Origin of the sequence: Chryseobacterium sp. LJ668 (assembly GCF_019613955.1) — a bacterium.
Classification (GTDB): domain Bacteria; phylum Bacteroidota; class Bacteroidia; order Flavobacteriales; family Weeksellaceae; genus Chryseobacterium.
In genome coordinates this window covers 217,974-243,810 of sequence record NZ_CP080443.1, presented here as the reverse complement: position 1 = coordinate 243,810, position 25,837 = coordinate 217,974, and the positions used below count along the sequence as shown (strand labels likewise).

Below are 25,837 nucleotides of genomic sequence, written 5' to 3'. Positions count from 1 at the left end.
TATATTTGTCATTCAATTAAATTTTATACAATCACGTTATGAAAGAACTTATCGAAAAAATCAATGCTGAATTTGAAGCATTTTCAACTGAAGCAAATCAGCAATCTGAAAAAGGAAATAAAGCTGCTGGAACAAGAGCAAGAAAATCAGCATTAGAACTGAGCAAACTTTTTAAGGATTTCAGAAAAGTTTCTGTTGAGGAATCAAAGAAATAAATTATTATAAGAAAAACAAAACCTGCATTTAGTGCAGGTTTCTTATTTATCTACTTAAAATTTTACATTTTATGAGATAAAATAAAAGGTGATCACACTCATAAATGGTCTCGTTTACTTGTCATCTTACCGTAATTGCATTACTTACGTCTCGGTGCACTTCTAGTGTGAGGTCTTACATAGGTTCCATCTTTTCTTGTATATCCCTTTACTTGCACAGAACCACCAGAACTAGAACGTGGTGTGAAAGATGAAGTTGATTTGGTTGAGTTATACGTGGTAGAGGATGTATAAGAACTGTAAGTTGTATAGCTTGGATTATATGCCCAGCCCAAATAATTGTCCCATTTTATTCTTTTGTAATTTTTCTTATTGGCTTTAGTTGAAATGAAAAATTGAGTGTCTTTTGGTATTGTTGTTACAATACTTTCATTATTACTACTTCCGTATATTGGAGTATCTTCAGATAATAAAACGGTGTAGTAATTTGTTGTACAAGAAATTAACGATAGTAAGATCGTTAGGTAGAGTAGTTTTTTTTTCATGGTTAGTATTGATTTTAAATTTGTTAGATATTTTATCTCATTGAGAACACTTACAAATCTAAATCAATAACAACAAAATAAAATACGGAAATCCGTAATTAGAAGAAATTATTTTCTTACCGTTTTTAGTGCATCAATCAACCTCTCCCTCTCCCCACTACCTGTTGTAGAAAATCTCAGTAAAGCAACTCTATACTTCTCCAAAATCTCATTCTTCATTTGATCCCTTTCACCTTGTAGGCTTTCTTTTCTATGATATTCATACCCATCCACTTCTATTGCCAAAACAGGATTTTTACCGAGCTTATTATAAATAAGAAAATCAAGATGTGTAGCATGATGTTTAGCGTATCGCTCTTCCTCTTCTGAAAGTTTGTCAAAATCCAGCAGAAGATTTCTTAAAGGAAAATGAAGAACCACACCGTATTTGGAAAATTCATCATGGGATAAAACTTCATTGATGAGCAGGTACATTAAATTCTCACTATCGAAAACCGATTTTTTCTTTTGACCTGATAGGAGGACTCTTCGTTTCTCTTCATACCCTTTGTACAGATGATCAAAAATAGAGTGGAGCTCACTTTTGACAATGTCGAAGTTGTGATAGTCGATGTACCGAATAAGATCAGAGATATTATTGTCCTTCTCACTTTCATTTCCATTGACAACCAGAATCAGCTGATCTTTTGCTCTAGAAATAGCAACGTTCAAACGATTCGGATTATCAGTAAAATCTGATATTTCATTATCTACCGTGGAAAGAATAATCACATCATTTTCTCTTCCTTGAAATTTGTCTACCGTATCAGCTTTGATTTGGGTTCCCTGAAAGGTATTTTGTAACGCAGAAGTCTGATTACGGTAAGGCGTTACGATTCCAAAATCTACATCTTCAAGACTTTGCTGTGGAATAATCTCTTGGGTAATGACATCGATCTGCCGTTGATTCATTCGTTCCCGTGCATGATTTCCTGCCACAGTCTTATAGACGACCAAAGGATTCCGGTCTGTTTTCGCTTCGGATAAAATAATCAACTGGTTGTCGTAAAATTTGCGGTTACAAAAATCAATAATCTGAGGATGGCAGCGGTAATGTTCTTTTAAAAGCGTTTTAGGAATATCAGGAAACATTTCTGTGATCGATGAAAGCAAACTATGGTTGGAATAACGATACGCTTCAGGAAGCTGATAGCTCTGAAAAATAAAATCCGTCTTTTGTGCCGTCTGAGCATCAACCACATTCGGAAGCTGTTTTAAATCTCCTACAATCACCGCTCTTTTAGCACAGGATAGAGCCAATACCCCCGTTGCCAGATCTACCTGTGAAGACTCATCAATAATGACAAAATCATACATCACATTCTCAGCAAGACTTCTTCTGAGTGAATAGGTTGTACTCATAATCACCGGATAGTCTTCGATGAACTCTTGTGATCTTGAGCGAAGATCACGCTCTGTATATTCCTTATGTTGTTTTCCGTTATACCTTTTATGAAGGATATTCTTAAACAATTGCATCGAAACGTCTGTATAATCTTTCATTTTTTCATCGAAAGAAAAATCCTGCAATGCCGATTCTAAATCCTGTCGCTTCAACTTAAGTTCTGAAATTTTTGTCGTGTAATATTTCGACTGAACTAATCTGATTAAATCCTGATAAGACAGTTCATAAAAGTTTTTATCTCTTACACCATACAGAAAAGGAAAAGTCAATTTTCGCCACCAATTGAATTTTTTACCCAATTGCTCGTAGTTTTCAATCGTGATCCAAAGTGAAAGTAACTGATCTGAACTGACATTCTTTTTAAAACGAACCTCTGCAAACAAAGTATTAGCGAAAGAGAAATGCTGATATTCAGTTTCTATATTTTCAATCTCCAGTTTCAGGTAAGCCAGCTCATTTTTGAGTTCCAGTTTTTCTGAAAGCTGGGCAAAAAGTAGGGTATTGGATTGTTGAAGTGCACTTGCTTCTTCAAAAGATAAACTCCAATCTGACAAATCAGGGATCTCAGTTTGGGATTCTATAAACTCTTTTTTATTTTGAGAACTTCCTAAAAGTGCCGCCATAAAAGAGATTCCATTCTTCTCCAGTTTTTCAAAAACATTCTTGGTTGCAGAATTATTGCTTGAAACCACCGCCACAGTTTGATTGTTCATCACTGCATTGGCAATAATATTTAAGATAGTCTGTGTTTTTCCTGTTCCGGGAGGACCTTCAATAACACTTAAAGGGTAGGAAAAAGCATTATTCACCCCATCTTTTTGACTGAGATTAAAACCAAATGGAAAAATCTCAATAGGAGAGGATCGTTCATTTTTCTCCGGTTGTTTTTTATTAAAATAGTTGGAAAGAATCAAAGTCTCTGGAATAAAAGATATTCTTTCGTAGCTGTCGGCAAGAATATTATTTCCTTCCTCTGTTTTCAAACCAATGGTCTCTGCAATTTCTTTAAAATAACTGAAAATATTTTCTGCTTTTTGGGTTTTTAGAGCAGATTTTACAATTTGAATTTTGTTTTGATGATATGAATAAGATTTACCGTTATTCTTATAGACCACTACACACTTACCGCCCTCAAAAGAATAAGATTCTATTTCATCGGTTCTTTCATTGCCGTCAATGTAGATGGCTTGGGATTTTAGTTGTGGAGAAGTGTTTTTGTGCATTGGTAGATGATTACAATTTTAATAAATTTTCAAGCAGTATAAATTCTAAAGTAAGGCAGTTTTATAATTTAATATGCTATCATTGTCGTAGATCTCAAGAAATGAACTCAAAACTTTATAGTTTTAGTGTATAAGATCATTTTCCAATGTATCAGATATAATACTATTAATTGTTGCAATATTATCTAAATTTTTAAGATCGATTAAGAAGTTAATTTTTTCGTCATGTGTCATGCTGTCAGAAATTAATTCCATTTGTGTTGCAGCTTGTAGCATTGCTGTGATTAACTTAATTTTAATTAAATCACTTGTAAATTTTACAAAGTCATCTGCTGTATCTAAAGAGGGTGAGAGAATATTTATATTTTTAAAATCATCAGAGTTCGTAGATTTTATAAAAAACTGAAGTAAATCTCTTGCAGAGATATGGTCGCTTATGTAAATTTTTTGATTTACATCAAATGGTAAATTTCCAATAACTTTTTCTTTTAAAGCTTCTAAAACTTCGATTTTTAATATTACTGCCATCTGCTAAATTTACAAGTTATTCATTTACTAAAATAATAAGGTATTGATAAAAAATTTGATAATAAAAATTTTTTTTAAAAAATGTATCGAAATGAGGATTCCCGTAAACACTATATTTATTTAATGACCACTTTTACAATGCTAACAAATAAATAAAATAATTATGGCAAAAACAACAGCTTTTCACAGCATCAAACAAACCGTACACCACAACAACACTTCTTGTACGGAGGGTAACAATATTGAAACAGAAAACAAGCGGAGCGGAACTGGCGGTAAGCCATTATGTTCACACTGCGCTAGACTGTAATGATTGCCTAATGTTAAGGCTCATCGAAAGATGAGCCTTTTTTAAATATGATTCTATTACACCTCATAATCTAGCATTTCTATCTTATGAAAGAAGAAAGAATCCATATATTTACAAACACCTCCTACTTAACCATAACTCTTATTTTCTCTTTGTTCATTCTGATACAGCAATCTTAATAATATTTTTTTCTATATTCAATTTCTTTGAATAAGATCATCACGTTTACTTTGACTTCTGCAATTGCGGGAGCTTTATATTCAACTGATATTATTTTAAAATCCTTTAAGTTTCTTTGCTCAAAAACTTTTCGAACCCGCCCAGCTTCCTTTCCAAAATTATCTCCTTTAGAGAATAAACAAATATGCTTAGCCATCTGTCCATAATTGTTTTTTTTCCAATTCGTTAAAAATCTAACGGCATAGCGTTCTAGAGTGAATTCCTCTTACTCCTCTTCGGTTCCTTGAGCTGGAAAATCTTTGTTTACAATAGGTTTTCTATCTTTCCAATGACTCATAAACTTATCTGTTTCTTTTCTCTTTTGCTTTTGTTGTATTTCTTTAGAAGTATAATGATTAGCAAGTTTTTCTTCGGCAGCTTTTATGTGGTTGGATTCTGCTAGATTAATACATTCTATAAGATGTGAGAAAATAATCTTGTTTTTCTATAAAGACGCCCCTGAATATCACAAATATAGGATTTGTAATATTTATTACACAAAAATGAGGAGTGCTCAAGTAATCCGCATTGATAATAATGTTTATGACTTTTTGAAAAATCATGTTGTAAATATACAAATTATGGTAATTCTACATAATCAAGAAGTTTTGTTTCCAAATCATATATATCCATTTGCTCATACTCTTCAGGGAAATCTAAAAGTGGTCCTGTAATGGTTTCGATATGGCTGATTTGTTTTCTCGATAGAAAAATATTTTCGAGCATAACTTCATTTTCTATTTCAACCAGATCCAAGTAATCGGAGTCTTCCTTATCTTCGTGATTTTTTTTAGCTAAGTCAATAGCTGCAAGCATTAACTTTTTTTCTTTTGTGTCAAAAACTAAAGACATATATCGTTTATTTATTTGAATTAGTATGATAAAGCTACGAAAATATACTTATATTAAATGTTTATGGTTTTCAAAAAGAATATAAAAAAGAATATATTTTAAGAAAATTCTAAGTAAGTAGATACCTCTTCTTTTTTTGAATTAATACTTTCTTTTTTTATTGGTAAATCTGCAAAATATGCAGAGCATATCAGATCTAAGGGTGAAATTCTGCGATGAGATTCTGCAATATCTTCAACATTCAAACCATGATCGTCAGCAAAATTTTGTAAATAATTATACTCCTGATGGGTTTCTTCAGTCCACTCAGTATAATCAATATAATTCTCTTCTAAGAATCCTTTGAGAACATTCAGGCAAAACCCTGTACATGTCATTGTTTGACCAATCTCCTTTTCAGAAAAATGTTGACCATTCAAGTCAAAATATTCACCTGTATAAAAGAAACCATATCTAGGATTTGCCTTTTTTTGAATTTGTTTGCACATCATTATAAATGAAGGAATGATGTGTGGATGAATCGTAAAAGTAATTTTATGATAACAATTTGATCTTATATCTTTATTGTATTTGATAGCATCAGTATCTTCCCCGGTGTAATGATACTGATATGTTTCATTATTATACTTTATAATAAATACAGAATGAAAAGGGTTTCCATCGCCATCTTTCCAACAACCTATTGCAATGAAATCGCTTTTATAATTTTTTTCTGTGGCAGTATTTATGAGCTCCAACATATTACAGTTTGTTCATTTGAAGTTCAAAATTACTTAGTACACTATTTCTTATATTTTTTATGTGTTCATTATCTTTCATGCCCTTACTTATAATCAGTAAGGTTTTTAATTCATTGATATCATCAAATAAATTTATGGAGGCTTTTAACATGGCAGCCATATCAGCAATTACTGAAGGAGAGCTATCAAAAAAATCATATATTAAATCTAATCTATCAATAATATCGTCTTTCTCCTGTAATAGATCAACAAAATTTCTAAAACGTGAAATTTGATCTGCAGCTAAAAATGTGCAATGAATAAAAGTTGGTTTTGCTATATCATTTTCAGCAATCTTCTTTTTTACTAAACATGATATATTTTGAAATAAAAAATCTTTAAGTTCTAAAGCTTCAGAAATTGTACAATCAATAGTTTCCTGACCGCCACCAGGATATTCTAAATGATAATTGATGGTTTGCCCACCTACCTCATTAAATTTACCGGTAAGAATTCTAAATTCATTTCTATAAGATTTGTATTTAGATTTTTTTTTGATCTTAGTGGCGTTCTTAATTCTTTCCTCTAGCTTAATATTGGAATAAAAAAATTGATATTGTAAAACATCGTTCTTAATTTCATTCTGAATATCACGAAGATTTTTAGTAATAATTCCATCGTCTGATTTACCTTCTATGGCTTCATCTATTTTCCCATAAATCGTCTGAATTTCATATTTAGAACCATGGACTACAGCCGCCGCAGAACCTTTTTCAATCGAGAAGACAACATTTTCAGATACAGCCGCTGCAATGTTTTTTAACGCATTGGTGACTTTCAAAAACGACTCTAAAGCCGTAATTGACATCTTATCTAACTCGACATCAACATTTTCAGCCAAGTCTAATTTGATCTTAATATTATTATCTTCCATTGCAATGGTAAATTTATAATAATTTTTCATCCATAAGAAATTTATAATAAAAAAGTATTAAAAAACTTACATAATCTCAGGAATATACTAATAAGCTTTCAGTAAGAATGATGCGGAAAAGGCTTTAGAATACTTGCAAAAGCTCTATGGAAATATGAACAAATTAACTATTGAGTGATTAATCTTTTGTATATTCGATAAACTAAAACAATAAACATGAACGAAATTCAAATTACAGGTCATTTTGCTGTTCCAGCAGGAGAAGATTTCAAGCTCTTGCCTTGTAGAAGCATCGAGCTAAAGGAAGTAAAGAAATATCTTGACTCAATCTATAATGTTTCATTTAAAAATATGAAAATCGACCATGAATTAACTGAAACCGAAGATTATCTTGCTATCGAAAAGGTTGATATATTAAACATGAACGAGTATAAAAAGTTTATTGATGAGTTTAAGGCAAGTAAATATGGACATCTACTAAACCATTAGTGACATCTGCAGAACACACCTACTACGACAGAATAAAAGATCATGAAAGTTTACCAAATAAAGACTAATCCTTTTAATATCAAATTCGGAGAGAAAAATACAATATCACTGTGTTTGAAAATAACCAAGAAAATAAAAAATAACCACAAATGGAACAAGAAGAAAAAGACGATATTCAGTTAGCTATTGAATCCTTAAGGCATTTTAATAAGCAATATCGGGATGCTTATCATGATTATAGAAACGGAAGAAATGCAAAAATCAGAAAAGAAGGTAGTCGGGTAATGGATAATGCTTCAGGAATGATTGAAATTTGGCTAAAAAGTAATGATAAAGTTTTGGGAATAGCTTCAGGAGGTGAGAGACCAGAGGGTTTTGATAGACGAGGATATTTTATAAGCATTTTTAGCAGAGCAAACCTTGAGCAAGAAGTGAAAGACATTATTGAAAAATTAGAGAAGTTATTATCTGAAGAATCAACAGGAGCATAACCTCGCCAGAATAGACCGAATACGACCGTCTCACAAAAAACAGCAAACGGCTTTATTAACCTTTTAAATTATTTGAAAGAACCAATTGCTTGGAAAAAAGATGATAAATACAAAGCTGAGAATTATATGTATTGGCTAAATTTCGTAATTTGCAGATCCGCAGTTGGCTTATAATTCAAGTTTTAGGAAATATTTAACCCATTATATCTATGAAAATTTTTGACCTTGAGAGTAAGCTTGAAACTAACCTTAAACAACTGGATTTTTATTACGAATTGGATAGTAAAATAGAAAGTAAATTTAACATTCTAATAGTCCTTTATTCGTTTATATTTGTTTATATAATCGAATTATTTAAATATTTTATTGATGCTAAATTAGAAGGATTTAATATTGTATTCTCCTGTTCTTTTCTATCCTTACTTATTTGCTTGTTTTTTGCAATCAAATACACTTATTTATTTCATAGACCCGAAGATGTACTCTACATACATGAACCAGAATACTTTTATACAACAATCTTAGAAAATTATAGGATAAACTTAAATATCTCTGATGATCCAACGACAGATGAGGAAGCTTTATTGAATGAATATGTCAACCACACTTATCTTAGGGAACAGGAAATTGCTTTAGCATTTAATATTAAAGCATATAGGGAAAAGAGAAAAAAGTATTATTTTAACTTTCTTTGGTTATTAGGAGCGGCATTTTTTTATGTTTTAACTGCTGGATTTGTTATATTTGAAAATAGAAATGAGAACACAAAATTTGAATTGAAAAATTATAAGGAAATACTTAACTACCAAAAATCAACATCCATGGCAGAAAAACCGAAAATTGATCCACGAAAAGTCATTACAAGTCAGCCAATTGCAGTTAAGCAAAGTGGGAAAACTACTATCCGACCTATGATTAAACCCGAAGCAGTTAAGACAAAAACTGAAAACACAAAAAACAAATAATAAAAGCCTCTTAATTGAGGTCTTTATTTTATTTCATCTTTAATTCAGCGATTGAGTTTGCAATTTTTATTAAATTACTATTTAATAACCCTTGATTTGAAATGATCTGATCCAAGCTACTATGGATATACGAGATATCCTTTTCCAACTGCTCTAATTTTTTATGAGTGTAAGTCGTATTATCAAACGTTTTATCAATAGTTTTACCTACTTTGATAGTATTTTCATTTATAGCATTAGAAATTCTGAGAATGTTTTGTAATTCCATGTGTTAATTGTTTTTACAAACATAGCAAATAAATGAGATACAAAATTAAACTCGCAAAAAATTAAACTCAAAAACTTTTGGTGATATTAAAAGTCTACAATTTGCTTTAAAAGAAGATTTGCATTGTCTGCTGTGGAATCTGTCTAAGTACTATTCCATTTTTTCTTGATGATATACAGTAATAGATTTGTCTTTTTGAAACACTAAGGAGTTCGGCTAGTTCATTCTGGTAGTTTGTGCAGAAAGTCTGATTTTTTGATTCTCTTATTACTTCTTTTTGGAATTTCTTTATGAAAACTAGAGAAAAACGAGTAAGACAAAAAAGAAAATCCTGACATCATCAGGATTTTAGCTTTTTATATTTCCGAAAAAATCTTCTAAACTTATTTCTTGTTTTTTACAAATTCTAATTAAAGTTCTTAAAGACATATTATAGTCGGTCTTTGAGGTACCTAATGCAATGTTTTTAATTCTTCTGGCAGTACTTTCTTCTATACCGCATCTAGACGCAAACTCCCTCTGTGATTCCGCCTGTGAAATCCAGTTTGTATAAATATACTTACAAATAGTAATAATTATGTCTTTCTCATCGTCCATTGTAACAAATTAAAAGAAAGAGTAAAAAAATAGTGCGGTTTTCTGTGCGCAATGATAAAATATTATTATATTTGTAAAATAGGTTACTGAAATGTAACTTTGCGATACTTCAAAGAATAATAGAAGCTATTGCTTAGAATCTCAAATTCGAAAACTGGTAATTTTTAACATACGAGATGATAAGCAGGAAGCTCACGACCTAGGCGTGGGCTCTCTTATCTGTATGTAAGGTATACCAGTACCCCGAATTGGATATGTAGAGTTCCATGCCGTTTTTCTTTCAATGCAGTTCGCTCATTTCTACATAAAAATCTAAGCCCGCTTCACCACATAGAGTATCTTGACATGATACAATAGGGTGTACAACCTATTGCGGCTTTTTAAGCTTATTTGGACAAATTTTCATTCATATTAATTAATGCTTTCCGGTGTCTTTTGGTCACTGCTCAAAGACCTCACCATGTCCTTTTTCAAACCAAAAGGCACTTAGGAAAGTTTTGTTTTCAAATACATGAATCCGGTAGTGATATTATAAAAAATGAAATAGCACTTCGTCAGGCTCAGCCTGAGAAGAAAAGTATTCAATAAAAAAAGCCCCTTCCCATTAGCTGACTAAAACGTTTGGGAGGAGCATTGGATTGAATCGTTTAATTAAAAACTTTACAAAATTATGAAAAAATCCTATAATACTATAGGAAGTATTGGCTTTGCCTTTATGTTGACCCTTATTTGCGGCAACCTAAAGGCTCAGACCAAGACCATCACGGGGAAAGTTACCGTGAATGACCAGCCTCTTTCAGGAGTCTCTGTCTCTGAGGAAAGAAGTGATCAAACCGCTGTCACCAATACACAAGGAAATTATCAGCTCCAGATTACAGGAGAAAACCCTGTCCTCATCTTCAGACATCCTGAATATGCAGAACAGCGAATCTATCCCAACGGCAAAGAAAGAGTCAACCTCAACTTCAACCCAAAAGTCAAAGGCATCGAAGAAGTGGTGATCAATGCCGGCTACTATAAAGTCAAAGACAAAGAAAGAACAGGTAGCATTGCCAAGATCTCCGCTAAGGACATCGAAAACCAACCCGTCACGAATGTCCTTGCTGCGGCACAGGGCAGGATGAGTGGGGTTTCGATTACGCAGAACTCGGGAACACCGGGAGGTGGTTTTGATATTCAGATCAGAGGCAGAAATTCACTGCGTACCAGAAGCAATTCTGAGATTGATGGGAATCAGCCGCTGTATATTGTGGATGGCGTTCCGATAGGAGGTGGAGTGAATTCCCGTTATGCCGGATCAGTCCTTGCCCAAGCCAACATCAATCCTCTAAACAGCATTAATCCCAATGATATTGAAAGCTTTGAGATTTTAAAAGATGCTGATGCAACAGCGATTTACGGATCGAGAGGGGCGAATGGTGTTGTATTGATTACGACTAAAAAAGCCAAGAAAGGGAATTTGAGATTGACCCTTAATTCGTCTTACGGAATGAGTCATGCTGTATCGGGATTGCAGATGATGAATACGGAACAGTACATCAACATGCGAAAACAGGCTTTTGTTAATGACAACATCAGCACTTATCCTGCCAATGCCTATGATGTCAACGGAACCTGGGATCAGGGTAGAATGACGGATTGGCGCAGGGAACTCATCGGGAAAAAAGCGGTTTTATCCAATACGCAGCTTTCCCTCAGCGGTGGAAGTGAAAACACTTCTTATTTGCTGAGCTTGGGACATAATCAACAGACCACGGTTTTCGGAGAGGATTTCAGGTATAGAACCAATACAATATCCGGAAATATTGCACATCGTTCGACTGACCGTAAGTTCAGTTTCAATATGTCTAATCTTTTTTCATCATTGGATAATAATGTACTGACTTCGGATATGACCACTACTTCGTATCTGCTTGCGCCCAATGCACCTGCATTGTATGATAGCAACGGTCAGTTGAACTGGGAGAACAATACCTTCAATAATCCTTTGGCGGCGTACAGGAATACGTATAATAATGATCAGATGCAGTTCCTGAACAATATTAATGCTTCCTATGAAGTAGTGAAAAACCTTACCCTGAGAGTAAATGGTGGAATCAACTATCAGGCTTTTGAAGAATGGTCTCTTCGTCCGCATACTGCCAATAATCCGTCCTCTGGGATGACCTCAGCACAGTCTGCATCATCAAAGAGCAATCAAAACCGCTTTTCGATGATTATTGAACCGCAGATCAATTATGTTTTTAAGGTTGGTAATCATCAGGTTGATTTGTTGGCAGGAGGAACGTATCAGCGTGATACCAATACCAGTGCTGCGATTCAGGGTTTGGGATTTGAAAGCAATGTTTTCATCAATAATATCGGAGCGGCACAGACCAAAGTGGTTTCTGATGATGTGACGACCGAATACCGATATGCGGCATTGTTCGGCAGAATCAATTATCAGTATGCAGGAAAATATATTCTCAATCTGACCGGAAGGAGGGATGGCAGCAGCAGGTTCGGACCCAATAACAAGTTTGCGACTTTCGGAGCGGTTGGAGCCGCATGGATTTTTTCGAAGGAGAATTTACTTAAAGAAAGTTCATGGCTGAGTTTCGGTAAACTAAGAGGGAGCTATGGTTCTTCAGGCAGTGACAACATTGGTGAAAACCAATATCTCAACACATACATCACGTCAACCCTTATCTATAATGGAGTAGTGGGATTGCTTCCTTCAAAGCTTTTCAATCCTGACTTCAGCTGGGAAAAAACCCTGAAGTTCGAAACTGCTGTTGAATTGGCTCTCTTTAAGAACAGGCTTAATCTGACGGCTGCTTATTATGACAACCGGTCATCAAGCCAGCTTCTCGGTTATCAGCTTTCAGCAGTAACAGGATTTACGTCGGTACTTGCCAATTTGGGTGCGACCGTACAAAATAAGGGTTGGGAGTTTGATGTGAAAGGGGACCTTCTCCGAGGGGATGTCTTTACATGGGATGCAGGATTTAATATCAGTTTTCCGAGAAACAAGCTTTTGTCGTTTCCCGGTCTTGAAGGTTCTTCGTATGCCAATACCTATGTTGTGGGTCAGTCTGTAAGCATCATCAAGCTTTATCAGCATAACGGCATCAATGCCACCAACGGACAGTATGCCTTTACTGATTTTAACGGTGACGGAAAAATTTCTTCACCCGATGACCGGCAGGTGATCAGGAATATCGGTCAGCGTTTCTATGGTGGATTGACCAATGATTTTAAATACGGGAACTGGAATCTGTCCGTGCTGTTACAGTTTGTCAAACAGGAGAGCCGCAATTACAACAGTATTATGGCTTCTCCGGGTCAGATGAATAATCTTCCAGTAGAAGCGCTCAATGTATGGTCTGCGGAAAATCCTAACGGAATGTATATGCCTTATCACGTTTCGCCCACAGCTTCTCATCAGCTTTTTCAGGTCAGTGATGCGACGGTGTCAGATGCCTCATTTATAAGACTGAAAAATGTACAGCTGGCGTATCGTGTTCCCTTAGAAGGTAAAATATTCAGAGAAGTTAAATTGTACTTCCAGGGACAAAACCTTTACACCTGGACGAAATACTTTGGAATAGACCCTGAATTTTCATCGGTTGGTTTTCTGCCTCCGCTCAGAACCTATTCCTTTGGAGCAACGCTTTCGCTGTAACGGTGTAAAGGAAATTACAATACTTACAAATTCAACAATCAAAACAAAGAAAATGAAATCACTCATTCACTTAATAAAATATGGAGGTATGCTGAGCATCCTTATGGCGGGAATCGCCTGCGAAAAAATGATTGAAACAGATCTTCCGCAGAATCAAATCAACACTGAAAATATATTCAACGATGTACAGACCGCCAATGCAGCACTATCAGGACTTTATGCTGGTCTTTGGGACAGTTCCCCAGTATCAGGCAATCAGTCAGGGGTACTTTTGGGAATCTATACCGATGATTTGACCTACCACCAGACAGCCATCAACAATGGCTTTCCCGAAATATTCACCAACACGCTAATTGATTCCAGTACTCCTGTCAATACATTCTGGACGGTTGCTTATCAGAAAATATTTTACGCCAACAGTATTCTTGAAGGAATGGAGTATTCAAGCGGTATTTCGACCGCAGATAAAGCACGAATTGTAGGCGAAACATTAGCCATCCGATCTCTTCTCCTGTTGTATCTCCAGCAGATCTATGGGGATATCCCTTATCCTGTAACGACTAACTATTTGATCAATCAGACCATCACCAAGACGCCATCACAGGAAGTTTTGGAAAGAATTGAAAGTGATCTTTCAGAGGCGGTCCCTTTACTGAACGATCAGTACAGAAATGCAGAGAGAATCTTTATCAATAAAAAAACAGCACAGCTTCTTCTTGCCAAAGTGTATATGGAGCAGAAGAATTTTGTTCAGGCGGAAGCGATTTTAAAGGTTATTCTTCAAAGCCCCTTGTACCAGTTTCAGAATGATATTACCAAGGTCTTTCAAAAATCGGGAACTCATATCCTATGGCAGTTGAAACCTAAAAATTCAGGAGATGCCACAAAAGAAGCGTCCCTGTACTATTTTGTGAATGCTGCGCCAACTTCTTATTCATTGACGCCATCGCTGATCAGTGCTTTTCCTTCAGGGGATCTTCGTAAACAAAACTGGATGGCAGCGGTGACTGTAGCAGGAAATACCTGGTACCGTGCGGAAAAGTATAAACTGCGTTCTGCTAATACTACGGAATATTCTGTCGTTTTCAGGCTTGAAGAGGTGTATTTACTGCTTTCGGAAGCACTCGCTCAGCAAAATAAAATTTCAGAAGCGCTCCCATTTGTCAATAAGACCAGGCAGCGTGCAGGGATTGCTGCGCTCAGTCCATCTATTGCTCAAATTGTATTGCTGGAAGAAATACTTCGGGAGAGCCGTCGTGAATTCTTCACGGAGATGGGGCATCGATTTTTTGATCTCAAAAGAAATAATCAGCTCGGTGAGTTGACCACAACCAAACCTAATTGGAAAGAGTATCATAGATTCTGGCCAATACCGCAAAAAGAATTACTGCTCAATGGAAATCTTAAACCACAAAACCCAGGATATTAACATGATGTTTCAGCGTATTATCATATTGCTATTTTGTGGAGTCATGTTTCCGTCTGCACAAAAACTGACTGACGAGGGAATGAAAGAATGGGTATCCCGCTTTTCATCCCTCAACAGCTTAATGATTAATGATGATGGAAGTTTTGCTACAGTTAACAAATCATATTTGGGGAATCCGGATACGTTGCTGATCTTTTCATCTTCCATAAAAATGCCCATCGATACTTTGGTTGGATTTAACATCACTAAATCTTTTTTGGGGAGTCACTATCTATTTGCTTTTGGCAATTCAAAAGCAGTATTTACCGATCAGAAAACCGGTATCAAAATGAATTATTCATCTGTTAAAAATGGCGGAATCATTAAAGATGCGAAAGAGTATTTTATTGTTGATCATCAGAATTTGTTGACGGTTTATAATGAAAGGGCTAAAGTTTTAGCTGAAATGGACAGTATTCAAATGATTACGGGAGATCGGCAGAAACTTCTGATCACGCGTCGAACATCAGAGGCTTCGTACGAGATCATTTGCTGGAATGGCAAAAGAGCAGTGGTTCTTTATCGGGGTCGTGGTGTTGTAGAAAAAATAGAATTAATGCCATCAGGCAAATATCTTAGTATCCGTGAGCGAAATGCATCAGGTGATAAAAGATCATTGAAGATGATCCATTGCATGACCGGCAGGGTATATGCACCTGAAGAAATTCAGCTTATCCCTGAAAGAACCATAAAAGTTACAGAAATTAATGACGGAGAATCCTTTCTGATTGCTGCGGATTCTACTGCTTCGGTTGCAGATAATCCTATGGTTGATGTTTGGTATGGTAATGATAAGGATCTCCGATTTAGAAAAAATAACAAAACAGTTTACAGGTTTTGGCATTTGATTGCTGTATCAGGCAATGTACAAAAACTTCCAACCCATTCATTTGAGGTGTTTGCAGCCTTGAACAGCAGTCGCTACATCTGGGCTTTTTCCAACAGGGAAGCATATGATTATGTACATGGAAGTCCATTGTATGATTTGTATGTGTATGACCTGCTTGAAAAAAAATCTACATTGATTTTTCCTGAATCGTCAGAAATAACAGCATCGGAGAATGGGAGGTATGCAGTTTCTTACAGCAGAAAAGATAAAGCATGGAAGGTTTATGATCTACAAAAAAAGAGCTTTAACCTGATCAGAGAGCCTGGTCTTCATTCTCCAGTATTTGCAAATGATCATCAAAATCTTTTTTTTAGTGGTAAGACAGATCTTTATACCTATCATCTTGAAAGCAATTCCCTCAGATCTCTTCAAGTTTCAAAGAATGCTGAGGTTATGATTGCCGATAAAGTAAGCACGGTTGGATTTTCTCTTCTGAAAACAAAGTTTCAGATTAGCAGTATAGTTGTCGATCGACCAATTCGATTGCGGCTTTTCAATGCGAATAAAGGCTTGAATTCAATTGTTGATTTTAAAGATGGTGTCCACAAAGTAATTGTTCCGGAAACAGACCGCAAGATTAAAGAGGCAGCGACAGATTTGAGCAACAGAAAAATTTTCACCATTGAGGAAAATTTCAATTTCCCGGATGCATTATCTGTGTCTTATCCCGGTCAAAAACAGAAGGTGCAGCTTTATCAAAGCAATGCGCAGGATAAAAAAGGATCACAACTGAGAGCAGAGACCATCTCTTTTAAAAACGGCTTAGGTGTCCCTTTAAAAGCGCTTTTAACCTATCCTGTTAATTATAATCCGTCTAAGAAATATCCATTAATTGTTCGGGTATATCAGAAACAGTCGTCGGGCTCTTCTAAGTATATTGCGGGAGAAATCGGACAGGATGGATTTAGCAAAAGACTTTTAATCGAACAGGATTTCTTCGTTTACCAGCCCGATGTGGTCTTTGATTCCAGAGGTACTGGTATCGCGGCACTTGACTGTGTGCATTCAGCGTTGGATGCGGTTGCAGATTATAGAAGTATCGATTTTGAAAAGGTTGGATTGACAGGTCATTCGATGGGTGGATACGAAACCAATTTTATTGCAACACACTCAACACGGTTCGCTGCTTTTATCTCAGGAGCTTCGGTCAGCAATCTTTCACAGTTTTATTTTTCTTACAGCAAAACTTTTCAAATGGCTAATTATTCAAGGTTTGAAACAGGACAGTTTGAAGTTGATGTGCCTTTTGTGGGCAACCGGGAACTGTATTTTCGTAATGATCCGATTAATTTTGTGCAAAATGTCAGTGCTCCGATGCTTTTGTGGACCGGTTCGAAAGACACCAATGTTCCTCCGGATCAAACTGAAGTATTTTATATGGGGCTGTTAAGAAACAGAAAACCTGTTATTGCACTGTTCTACAAAGACCAGGAACATAGTTTAGGAATTTTGACCAAGGAAACTTTTGATCTTAACAGAAGGAGTATTGAATGGTGGAACTATTTCCTTAAAAGTCAGAAAGAAGTTGAGTGGATTAGTAAAGAGATGAATGAAAGACAAAAAGAAGGACGCTATTAGCGTCCTTCCATTTTAACTATGGCTGAATCTCGTACAAGAGTTCTCCGCACATGGTCTCAGAAGCTGCTGCACGCAACTGCACTGTATTATCAACACTCCATGTACACACAGGTCCTCCAGCAACGGTGCTACAGTCTTTCCCTGTGTTAATACATTCAAACTGTCCTTCACCGTGGTTCACCAAACGGTATCCGGATTCAATGGCTTGTTTGCTTTCTTTTACCACTTTGGTAGCAAACGCTGAACCTGTTCCCATTAATACTAGGACTACAGGAAAAATGAACTTTCTCATAATAAAAAAGATTTTGTATTGGTGCCTACTCTTTGTTAAGGTTTTCGGCTTCGCCTTTTTCGAAGTATTTTAAAATCGGTTGTGTCAGCTGATACTGAAGAAGTTCTTTACCTCTAATGGCGTATAGAAAATGATCCGTGACAATAATGTCAGAAACAGAATCCCGACCGTCGTTCTCTAGATAAAGGCTCCCGATATATCGATTTGAATTTGTTTTATAGACATCGATTACTTTGGATTTCTTCCACCTCTTATCCGATTCATATTTTCCTTTTAAATAGGAATGATTAAAGAGAAGTCCCCGGTAAACTGTGGATATTCCATTGACTCTCAAAGGTTTGTTTTTCATCTTGTAAATTCCTCCGGGTAACGAAACGGATTTGATTGCTGCTGTTGCAACGGTATCAATTGTACGAAGTCTTCGCTGAATCTGAAATCCTGAATCTGCCACAATAAACTGATTTCTGTAGGAATAGGTATAGAGTATCTGAGAGTTAGCTCTGTCTACAGCTAATGTTCCATCACTGTCAAATATACCATCGGTCTGTTTTTCCAGAAATTTGGGATAGAGAGAGACTTTATCAGAGTGACTATTAAGTCGTATTGAACCCATAATCAGTTCTTTATTGGTACTACTTTGAGTTCTTATAGCAAGATGATCAGGATTTACAATTTCCAGTTCGGAAAAGTAAGCATCGTTGTCACTTATAGTTGAGGGAAGATATTTTCCTAATAGACCTCTCTTGATAATGGGTACGGTTCCGTCATAGATGTAATAATATCCGTTGCCTACTTTGATCTCTATTTTTCTGTACAAATGTTTAGAAACATCCAATTCAACCGTATTTTTTTCCAATCGATTCATTGCGGAATCAATGATTGAAATCTGTTGTGGGAATTTCCTGTTCCCGAGGTAAACTCTATCATGATCAATTCCGGCAAAATAATAGAATTTATTATCTAATTTTACTTTGCCATGCTCAATGATGGGATGCATCATGAACCTTCTTGTAAAATTATTGTGCTCTTTAATGATATTTTCGGAACTGATGTAAAGTATGATGACTGTTAAACAGCTTATTGCATTGGTGATAAAAAGACACACCGTAACACTTTTCTTTGAATAATTCGTATATGCGTTTGTAGGGTAGATGGCAAAAATTCCTATTACAATGCATGCGATATTGAAGATCAGGTGTTCGGTCCAGTTCAAGTCTTCAAGAATGCCCCCACATGAACAGGGAACGAAATCACTGTACGTTAATATGATGATAATATAGGTCGTAAAAGCGGTCATTAACGCAGTAGATGCATACAAAGCGATACGCTGAGTTTTTTTTATAATCAGCAGAATCACAACAATCATTTCAACAACAATGACCGCGTAGGAAACAAATCCAGCGTAAGCGCTCAACATAGGAGACTGCCCAATCTGTACCTGAAAGTTTTCAAAATCCAGCATTTTGCTGATGGCTGCATAACAGAAAAGCAAGACAAAAAAATAACTTACTGAGAAAGGAATGTGGCTGATTAACTTTTTCATGGGAATGTTTTTTATCGTTAATTTATACTGATTAGTATCCATTGAACTTGGATTCCGCAGTAATCAGGAAGTTTCGAACCTTTTGCAATAGTGACTGTTGTTACAAAACTCCCCATACACTGCCACGTTCCGCTGGTCGGACATGATTGACCCGAAGTTCGTTTTACAGAGATATGGGGATTGGTTTTCATACTATTTTGATTAAGGTTTTGTTATCCAGTCATGGGTGTCTTTAACGGGAGGATCAGGATACAATTCATTATCTTCAGATTTAGTAGAATCGCTCCTACTTGTATTACTCAATGGAGAATCATCAGAAACTTTATGATGTACCTCTTCTTGAATAGAATATTCATGATCTTCATTGGTGCAATTATGAAGTACAAAACATGCACTTATTAAACTTACTATTGGGATTAACTTTTTCATTTTAATAAAATTTTTGTGGTTAGTCCCGGCCGGATTATTTAGAATTCTTAAGCCAAAGGTATACGGTAGAAGTGCCTGATAAAAGGGTTTGCGGAGCAGATATTAAAATTAGGATGCCCTTATTTCAATATTGGTGCAGATAAAAAATTCCAAAAACAAGCACCACGCCACCGTATTTCTTCATTTGGCATTTAAAGTCTATTATCTCCATTATAAACTCAAGATAATTCACATATTTTTATCTATTTTTGAAAAATACCAATCACATTTACTTGATGTCAAGAAGAACAGTACTTGCTTTTTTTCTTTTAACTGTCGGAACGATGCTGCTGTCACAAAAAACTGTCAGTCCGTCCTACGCTGATATAAGAAATAAATATGAAAATCTAGAAAAAGAAGACCATAATGCCCTGCCTTATGTCAGTTCATTTATTGAGAAAGCGAAAAAAGAGAATAACCTAGAAAAACTCTGTTTAGGATACAAAGACGCTGTATATTTCTCTAAGGATACAGATGCTAAGCTTTCTTATGCTGATAGTACAATAGCTGCTGCATTCAAGTCTAAAAAAGATGAATTGATCAGTGATGCTTATTTGGGAAAAGGTATTATTTACTATTTCAATTTGAGAAAATTTCAGTTAGCTTCGAATGAATATGTTAAAGCTCACCAGTATGCGATAAAAACTGATGATGAATATCTTCAAAATAAAATCATTTATCATCTGGGAGTTGTAAAAAGCTATCTTGGTTATTACAACAAGGCACTGCAGCTTTTTAATCAATCCATCGAGTTCAATGAAAATAAATTAAAAGATGAGGTGAATGCGAATTTGCGTTATAATTATTGCAGAGGCTACCTGAACAGTTTGCACCAGATGATTATATGCCAACGGAATCTTAATCAAGATGCTAATGCTGATAGTTTATTGACAGTAGGTTTGGCAGCAACAAGAAATAAATCAGAATTCACTCTTGAGCGTGCCTATTTTCTCAAATGTGCTGGAATTATCTATTATAAGAACAATCAATACAATGATGCACTCTATTGTTTAAAAAAGGCGTTACCTGTTCTCAATCAGAAAAATGATTTTACATGGGCATCGGTGATCCACTATTACCTTGGAAATATTTACCTAAAGAATGATGATGAGAAAAAAGGAATCTTGGAATTAAAGAAAGTGGATTCTATCTACAAGAAACATCAATTCATTTTGCCTGAAGCAACAGAAGCGTATATGTGTCTGATTGACTACTATAAAAAAAGTAAGAATGAAAAAGAGCAGTTGTATTATACCAATCAACTCTTGGAGGTAAACCAAGGGATAAGGAAAGACTTTGCCTACTTGGCTGCAAAGATCTACGAAGACGTTGAAATAGCGGGACTGGTTAAAGAAAAATATAAATTGGAAAAATCGATCAATACACAACAGATGACCATAGTGCTTGTCATCATATTTTCTGTAATCCTTGTGCTTTTCCTGATTTGGAGATACCAGCAACGAGAGCAAAATTTAAAAAAAAGATATGCCGAGCTCATCGATCGACTCAATGGGATAAAGAAACCGGAAGAAGCATTACCCGTAAAGGAGCAATCTTCCGTAAAGACTAAAGGTGAGTTGCCAGATGATTTAGTCGAAATGCTCAAAATGAAGATTCAATTTTTTGAAGATAAAAATCAATTTCTTGAAGCTGGAATAACAGTTGTCAAACTTGCGACACGTTTCAAAACCAATCCCACTTATTTGTCAGCATTTATTCATGAACATAAAGGCGTCAATTTTTCTGTCTATCTTATGCAATTAAGAATTAATTATATCACCCATCAACTGAATTCAGATAAAAATTATCCTAAGTTTACCATCCAAGCGTTGTCTGAAATGTGCGGAATTGCTTCGCGAAATAATTTTACAGCCCATTTTAAATCAATCAATGGGATAGGAATTGCTGACTTTATAAAGATGAAACTCAAAGATAATGAACGGGAGCTTTAGCAGAATACCACAGGAAGTTTGTAATTTTCTAAAAAAAAGGACATGGTTAACAAAACAATTTTTAGAAAAGCACAACATTTGTATGCGCGTCTAACGGATGATCTGGAGCTGATTGAATTTGAACACAGTGATTTGGTCAGGATTTCAGAATTAAGTTTATGGAAGATTGACGAATCAATCATTAATTTAAAAGCTCTGATCATTCCGCATGAATTTGAATCGGCTGCAGACGAAATACATTTTTTTAAAGAAATCAAACCTTTATTCATTTCACAATTTATTTTTCATTCACAAATTATTCAAATTCTTACCTATCAACCTGCTGCCGGAGAAAAGGCACAACGTAGCTACTTTGCGAAAGAAATTGATAAGCTTACCATATACTATCAGGATCATGCAGAATTTTACAGCTACCACCGACGTGAAGCCACCTATTTAGATCATAAATATTTTGTCAGAAAAAGATATGATTTAAAAATGAATCTTCCGTCAGGACTCTATGATTATGATGAAAATTTTACAACTTCACATGATCATCATATTTCTCAGATCAAAGCCAATCAAAAACTGGATGAATTTCTAAAATTGCAAATTGAAAAGATTCAAAATAAAGATACAGTCAATTCTTTAAATTCCCCACTCGTGTGGTCCGAATCTAAAGTAGCACTTGTAGAAGTAGTGTATGGTCTTTATAAATTAAACTGTTTTAACGGTGGAAATATAGAGCTGAGCGAGGTAATCAAGTTTGTGGAAAAATCATTGGATATCAACTTGGGTAATTACCATAAAACCATTTTTGAAATTAGAAATCGGAAAACAGGATCCACGAAATTTCTCCAGATGGTCAATGATAATCTCAATCAACATTTTCGTAATACTGAAGGGGAGTAGCGCGTTTGAGACGTAGTGTAATAAAATAAAGCCTCAAAAATTGTTTTGATTTAACATAGATTTGAGGCTTTACCCTGCCCTGAAAATTCACTAGATCCGCTCTTCGAGTAATTTTTACTGAATCAAATGCTGTAAATCCGGATCATTTTTTATTCTTTCCAACTCATTATTGATAATGGTCGAAATATCTGTTTTAATTCTTCTATAATTTTCATCAATCACTTGTTTCATTTGATCATTTCCATCCTTATCTACAAAACTTAAAACTTCAGGTATTTTCTGATAATTTTTAGTTTCTTCCGCCACCAATTCATTATCGACTACAATTTCAGCATGAAACATTTTCTGATCAATCCTTTCGTCAAAATTATCAGAAACTGCTCCAACAAAAACTCCCTGCGTTAAAGTAGATATTTTCGACGAAGGAATCAAGGTATCCAGTTGTGTTGAGATCGACGTTGAAGTATCATTTCTGTTGATCGATATGCTTTGTCTTTTCTGCAAAACTTTTCCAAAACGTTCCGACAGACTTTTAGCTGTTTCTCCCACTACCTGACCGCTAAAAATATTACCAACCGTATTTTGAATCACCTTACTTTCCTTAACTCCATAATCTCTGGTCAGCTGTGAAAAATCCTGAAATCCCAGACAAACTGCCACTTTATTGCTTCTCGCTGTTGCAATCAAATTATCCAGTCCTCTGAAATATATGGTGGGCAACTCATCAATGATTACGGAACTTTTCAGTTGTCCTTTCTTATTAATCAGCTTTACAATTCTTGAGTTATAAAGACCCAATGCAGCTGAATAGATATTCTGTCTATCCGGATTATTTCCAACACACAGTATTTTTGGTTCTTTAGGATTGTTGATATCCAACGAAAAATCATCCCCGGTCATTACCCAATATAACTGTGGAGAAATCATTCTTGATAGAGGAATTTTAGCGGAAGCGATTTGTCCTTGCAATTGATCTTGCGCTCCGCCTTGCCATGCATCCATGAAAGGGGAGAGGTAGTTTTCAAGGTCAGGATAGGAAGTTAATATCGTAAAAACATCAGAATACTTTTTGTTCAGCAGTTCAATGGCGTGTGGAAAAGTACAATATTTTCCATCCTCATAGATTTTTAAAAACCAAATAATTGCTGCCAGTAAAATAATAGGCGATTCCACAAAAAAATCACCCTGCTTTTGTATCCAGCTTCTGTTCAAATTCAGCATGATGGTATACGCTGCTTCATACGCATCTGATATGTCGGTCATAAAATCCGGATTTAGTGGATTGCAGCGATGGCTTTTTCTAGGATCATCAAAATTAATGACATAGAATTGAGGCTTTACTTCGTATTTGTCGGTATACTTCAGCAGATGATTGTACGCAATTGTTGAAAGGTCATCAAACTTAAAATCGTAGATGTACATTGAAAAGCCTTTTTCAATATGCTGCTTGATATAATTATTGACAATCGCATAAGATTTACCTGAGCCTGGGGTTCCTAAAACAATAGTTGCTCTGAAGGGATTAACAACATTGATATAGCCATCGTTCCATTTTCCCTTATAATAAAACTTGGTGGGAAGATTGACAGAATATTCATTCTGCATCAGTTTAGTTTCCTGCATAAAGCTTTCATTCTCATTGTTGAAAACATCATCCATAAGATTATTTCGTAGTAATCGGGTCATCCAAACTCCGGAAACCATTAGAGAAACATACCCTAACCCTGTGCAAAGGATATATAGAAAATAACCAATCTTAGATACGATCTTTAATAAAGGAAAATTTAGAAAAAACAGGAAAAATCCAATCCCTGCAGCAAGATAGATTTTAGACCATTTGATCTTTTCATTCTTCACTCCTCTAGTTCCTAAGCAACTCAATCCCAATAATACTAAAGCAAATATTTTGGAATATAAAAGATTCGAAAACAAACCTGCCTTTTGATCAAAATTGTACAGTATCTTATTCAGCAGATTCAAAGTCCAGCCACGATCCAAAAAAAAACTATGACAAAACCAGTAGAGATGCATCAATACTAAGAGAATACTGATGGCTCTCATAAATCCCATTATTTTAGCCAAACCTTTTGCATCATCTTCTCCCATAAGTATATGTAATTATTTGGAGCGAATATAAAATCCTACAAAATTGTTGTCCTTAATGGTGAAGTTACTGTCATGATTTGGCGGTATTTGTCAATATCTCAGAAGAATAGTTGGTATCGATTTTATATACTGCTTTTAGGAATATTGATTAAATTTGTTTGCTTATAAAAGAACAATGATACCAACACAGGCTACCTACAATGAACTTCTGGACAATATTGGTTCTACTATTGAAACCGCAAGGCAAAATGCCGTAAAAGCTATCAATAGTGAGCTTGTCAAAGCAAATTGGGAAATTGGCAGGCACATCGTAGAATTTGAGCAGCTTGGTCAAGAACGTGCAGAGTATGGAAGTGGCTTGTTAGCGAGCCTTGCCAAGGATCTGAAACATCGTTTTGGAAAAGGATTTGGCAGGCGGAACATCCTTGATATGCGTAGATTTTATTTAGCCTATCAAAAATGGCAGGCAGTGCCTGCCAAATTGAGCTGGACTCATATTGTCACTCTATTAGGTGTGTCAGATGATAACGCAAGAAAGTTTTACGAAAAGCAGAGCGTATTAGAAAACTGGGGGTATAGAGAACTTGACCGACAAATTAATTCGGCGTTATTTGAACGATTGGCATTAAGCAAAGATAAAAAAGGCGTTTTGCAATTATCTGAACAAGGTCATGTCATCACCGATTCTTCAGAAGTGATTAAGGATCCCTATGTGTTAGATTTTCTTAAACTTCCCCAGAGCCATCAGGTAACAGAAAAGGCATTAGAACAAAAAATCATTGACAACCTTCAATTGTTTCTTCTTGAATTGGGAAAAGGTTTTGCTTTTGTTGGAAGACAATATAAAATATCACTTCGACACAGACATTTTTATATTGATTTGGTTTTCTACCACCGTATATTAAAGTGTTTTGTTTTAATCGACCTAAAAATAAAACAGGTCGAGCATAATGATATAGGGCAAATGAATCTCTATCTGAACTATTTTAAAGCTGAAGAAAATATGGAAGATGATAATGAACCCATAGGAATCATCCTTTCCGCGGAGAAAGATGAAGTATTGGTCGAATATGCTACCGGAGGAATTTCCAACAAAATATTTGTTTCAAAATATCAATTATATCTACCTGACAAAAAAGAGCTTCAAAAGAAAGTGCAGGCTATATTAGAAAAGGAAAACTAGAAAA

The 25,837-nt window shown here is 35.3% G+C and carries 25 protein-coding genes; 11 read left to right on the top strand and 14 right to left on the bottom strand.

All coding sequences use genetic code 11. The features are described from left to right. Positions 1-38 precede the first annotated feature (38 nt). On the top strand, positions 39-215 hold the full coding sequence (locus K0U91_RS01180) for a histone H1 (protein ID WP_220180099.1): 177 nt from the start codon (positions 39-41) through the stop codon (positions 213-215). A gap of 140 nt (positions 216-355) precedes the next feature. Here K0U91_RS01180 and K0U91_RS01175 read toward each other — a convergent pair whose 3' ends face one another. The 3 genes from K0U91_RS01175 to K0U91_RS01165 all read right to left on the bottom strand — a co-directional run bounded on the left by K0U91_RS01175 (position 356) and on the right by K0U91_RS01165 (position 3,955). Further along, positions 356-760 (bottom strand): hypothetical protein, encoded by a 405-nt coding sequence (locus K0U91_RS01175; RefSeq protein ID WP_220180098.1) that lies wholly within the window; start codon positions 758-760, stop codon positions 356-358. A 108-nt stretch (positions 761-868) separates the two neighbouring features. Next, positions 869-3,427 (bottom strand): AAA domain-containing protein, encoded by a 2,559-nt coding sequence (locus K0U91_RS01170; RefSeq protein WP_220180097.1) that lies wholly within the window; start codon positions 3,425-3,427, stop codon positions 869-871. 123 nt (positions 3,428-3,550) lie between these two features. Continuing rightward, a complete protein-coding gene (locus K0U91_RS01165) occupies positions 3,551-3,955 on the bottom strand; it encodes a hypothetical protein (RefSeq protein WP_220180096.1) in 405 nt (134 codons plus the stop codon). Between the two features lie 163 nt (positions 3,956-4,118). Here K0U91_RS01165 and K0U91_RS01160 point away from each other — a divergent pair, with 163 nt between their 5' ends. Then, positions 4,119-4,265, top strand: a complete 147-nt coding sequence (locus tag K0U91_RS01160; RefSeq protein WP_220180095.1) for a hypothetical protein — start codon at positions 4,119-4,121, stop codon at positions 4,263-4,265. Between the two features lie 175 nt (positions 4,266-4,440). On the opposite strand, the gene K0U91_RS01155 is transcribed toward K0U91_RS01160, so the two are convergent. The 4 genes from K0U91_RS01155 to K0U91_RS01140 all read right to left on the bottom strand — a co-directional run bounded on the left by K0U91_RS01155 (position 4,441) and on the right by K0U91_RS01140 (position 7,019). Then, positions 4,441-4,641 (bottom strand): hypothetical protein, encoded by a 201-nt coding sequence (locus tag K0U91_RS01155; RefSeq protein WP_220180094.1) that lies wholly within the window; start codon positions 4,639-4,641, stop codon positions 4,441-4,443. A 422-nt stretch (positions 4,642-5,063) separates the two neighbouring features. Beyond that, positions 5,064-5,336, bottom strand: a complete 273-nt coding sequence (locus K0U91_RS01150; protein WP_220180093.1) for a hypothetical protein — start codon at positions 5,334-5,336, stop codon at positions 5,064-5,066. 98 nt (positions 5,337-5,434) lie between these two features. Beyond that, on the bottom strand, positions 5,435-6,076 hold the full coding sequence (locus tag K0U91_RS01145) for a hypothetical protein (RefSeq protein ID WP_220180092.1): 642 nt from the start codon (positions 6,074-6,076) through the stop codon (positions 5,435-5,437). A 1-nt stretch (position 6,077) separates the two neighbouring features. Then, positions 6,078-7,019 carry a hypothetical protein gene (locus K0U91_RS01140; RefSeq protein WP_220180091.1) on the bottom strand — a complete coding sequence of 314 codons (942 nt, stop codon included), beginning with the start codon at positions 7,017-7,019 and terminating at the stop codon, positions 6,078-6,080. A gap of 186 nt (positions 7,020-7,205) precedes the next feature. Here K0U91_RS01140 and K0U91_RS01135 point away from each other — a divergent pair, with 186 nt between their 5' ends. From K0U91_RS01135 to K0U91_RS01125, 3 genes are all read left to right on the top strand, one after another. After that, the gene (locus K0U91_RS01135) at positions 7,206-7,478 is read left to right on the top strand and encodes a hypothetical protein (protein ID WP_220180090.1); all 273 of its coding nucleotides are present in this window, start codon (positions 7,206-7,208) and stop codon (positions 7,476-7,478) included. Positions 7,479-7,627: 149 nt separating this feature from the next. Further along, entirely contained in the window at positions 7,628-7,969 is a 342-nt protein-coding gene (locus tag K0U91_RS01130) for a hypothetical protein (protein ID WP_220180089.1), read from the top strand. A gap of 209 nt (positions 7,970-8,178) precedes the next feature. Beyond that, positions 8,179-8,934 (top strand): hypothetical protein, encoded by a 756-nt coding sequence (locus K0U91_RS01125; RefSeq protein ID WP_220180088.1) that lies wholly within the window; start codon positions 8,179-8,181, stop codon positions 8,932-8,934. A gap of 28 nt (positions 8,935-8,962) precedes the next feature. Here the strand turns inward: K0U91_RS01125 and K0U91_RS01120 are convergent, their stop codons facing one another. Beyond that, positions 8,963-9,202: a hypothetical protein gene (locus K0U91_RS01120; RefSeq protein WP_220180087.1), complete on the bottom strand. Its 240-nt coding sequence runs from the start codon at positions 9,200-9,202 to the stop codon at positions 8,963-8,965. A 348-nt stretch (positions 9,203-9,550) separates the two neighbouring features. Beyond that, positions 9,551-9,799, bottom strand: coding sequence for a transcriptional regulator (locus K0U91_RS01115; protein ID WP_220180086.1), 249 nt, complete (start codon positions 9,797-9,799; stop codon positions 9,551-9,553). A gap of 670 nt (positions 9,800-10,469) precedes the next feature. On the opposite strand from K0U91_RS01115, the gene K0U91_RS01110 reads away from it, so the two are divergent. Genes K0U91_RS01110 through K0U91_RS01100 form a run of 3 tightly spaced genes read left to right on the top strand, consistent with a single transcriptional unit; the run spans position 10,470 to position 17,398 of the window. Then, positions 10,470-13,463, top strand: coding sequence for a SusC/RagA family TonB-linked outer membrane protein (locus K0U91_RS01110; RefSeq protein WP_220180085.1), 2,994 nt, complete (start codon positions 10,470-10,472; stop codon positions 13,461-13,463). 52 nt (positions 13,464-13,515) lie between these two features. Next, the gene (locus K0U91_RS01105; RefSeq protein ID WP_220180084.1) at positions 13,516-14,892 is read left to right on the top strand and encodes a RagB/SusD family nutrient uptake outer membrane protein; all 1,377 of its coding nucleotides are present in this window, start codon (positions 13,516-13,518) and stop codon (positions 14,890-14,892) included. Continuing rightward, positions 14,858-17,398 (top strand): S9 family peptidase, encoded by a 2,541-nt coding sequence (locus K0U91_RS01100; protein ID WP_220180083.1) that lies wholly within the window; start codon positions 14,858-14,860, stop codon positions 17,396-17,398. Before K0U91_RS01105 ends, K0U91_RS01100 begins: the two co-directional genes overlap by 35 nt. Positions 17,399-17,414: 16 nt before the next feature. Here the strand turns inward: K0U91_RS01100 and K0U91_RS01095 are convergent, their stop codons facing one another. The 4 genes from K0U91_RS01095 to K0U91_RS01080 are packed head-to-tail and all read right to left on the bottom strand — an operon-like array spanning position 17,415 to position 19,662. Further along, a complete protein-coding gene (locus tag K0U91_RS01095) occupies positions 17,415-17,690 on the bottom strand; it encodes a DUF6520 family protein (protein ID WP_220180082.1) in 276 nt (91 codons plus the stop codon). A gap of 25 nt (positions 17,691-17,715) precedes the next feature. Beyond that, positions 17,716-19,233, bottom strand: a complete 1,518-nt coding sequence (locus K0U91_RS01090) for a MauE/DoxX family redox-associated membrane protein (RefSeq protein ID WP_220180081.1) — start codon at positions 19,231-19,233, stop codon at positions 17,716-17,718. 17 nt (positions 19,234-19,250) lie between these two features. Next, positions 19,251-19,424, bottom strand: a complete 174-nt coding sequence (locus K0U91_RS01085; RefSeq protein WP_220180080.1) for a hypothetical protein — start codon at positions 19,422-19,424, stop codon at positions 19,251-19,253. Between the two features lie 10 nt (positions 19,425-19,434). Then, the gene (locus tag K0U91_RS01080) at positions 19,435-19,662 is read right to left on the bottom strand and encodes a hypothetical protein (protein ID WP_220180079.1); all 228 of its coding nucleotides are present in this window, start codon (positions 19,660-19,662) and stop codon (positions 19,435-19,437) included. A 275-nt stretch (positions 19,663-19,937) separates the two neighbouring features. Between K0U91_RS01080 and K0U91_RS01075 the strand changes: the two genes are divergently transcribed. Continuing rightward, positions 19,938-21,653 (top strand): helix-turn-helix domain-containing protein, encoded by a 1,716-nt coding sequence (locus K0U91_RS01075; protein ID WP_220180078.1) that lies wholly within the window; start codon positions 19,938-19,940, stop codon positions 21,651-21,653. A 42-nt stretch (positions 21,654-21,695) separates the two neighbouring features. Next, positions 21,696-22,544 (top strand): RteC domain-containing protein, encoded by an 849-nt coding sequence (locus K0U91_RS01070; protein WP_220180077.1) that lies wholly within the window; start codon positions 21,696-21,698, stop codon positions 22,542-22,544. A 114-nt stretch (positions 22,545-22,658) separates the two neighbouring features. Here the strand turns inward: K0U91_RS01070 and mobC are convergent, their stop codons facing one another. Next, on the bottom strand, positions 22,659-24,650 hold the full coding sequence (mobC, locus tag K0U91_RS01065; protein ID WP_220180076.1) for a conjugal transfer protein MobC: 1,992 nt from the start codon (positions 24,648-24,650) through the stop codon (positions 22,659-22,661). A gap of 175 nt (positions 24,651-24,825) precedes the next feature. On the opposite strand from mobC, the gene K0U91_RS01060 reads away from it, so the two are divergent. After that, positions 24,826-25,833: a PDDEXK nuclease domain-containing protein gene (locus tag K0U91_RS01060; RefSeq protein ID WP_220180075.1), complete on the top strand. Its 1,008-nt coding sequence runs from the start codon at positions 24,826-24,828 to the stop codon at positions 25,831-25,833. The last annotated feature ends 4 nt before the right edge of the window (positions 25,834-25,837 follow it).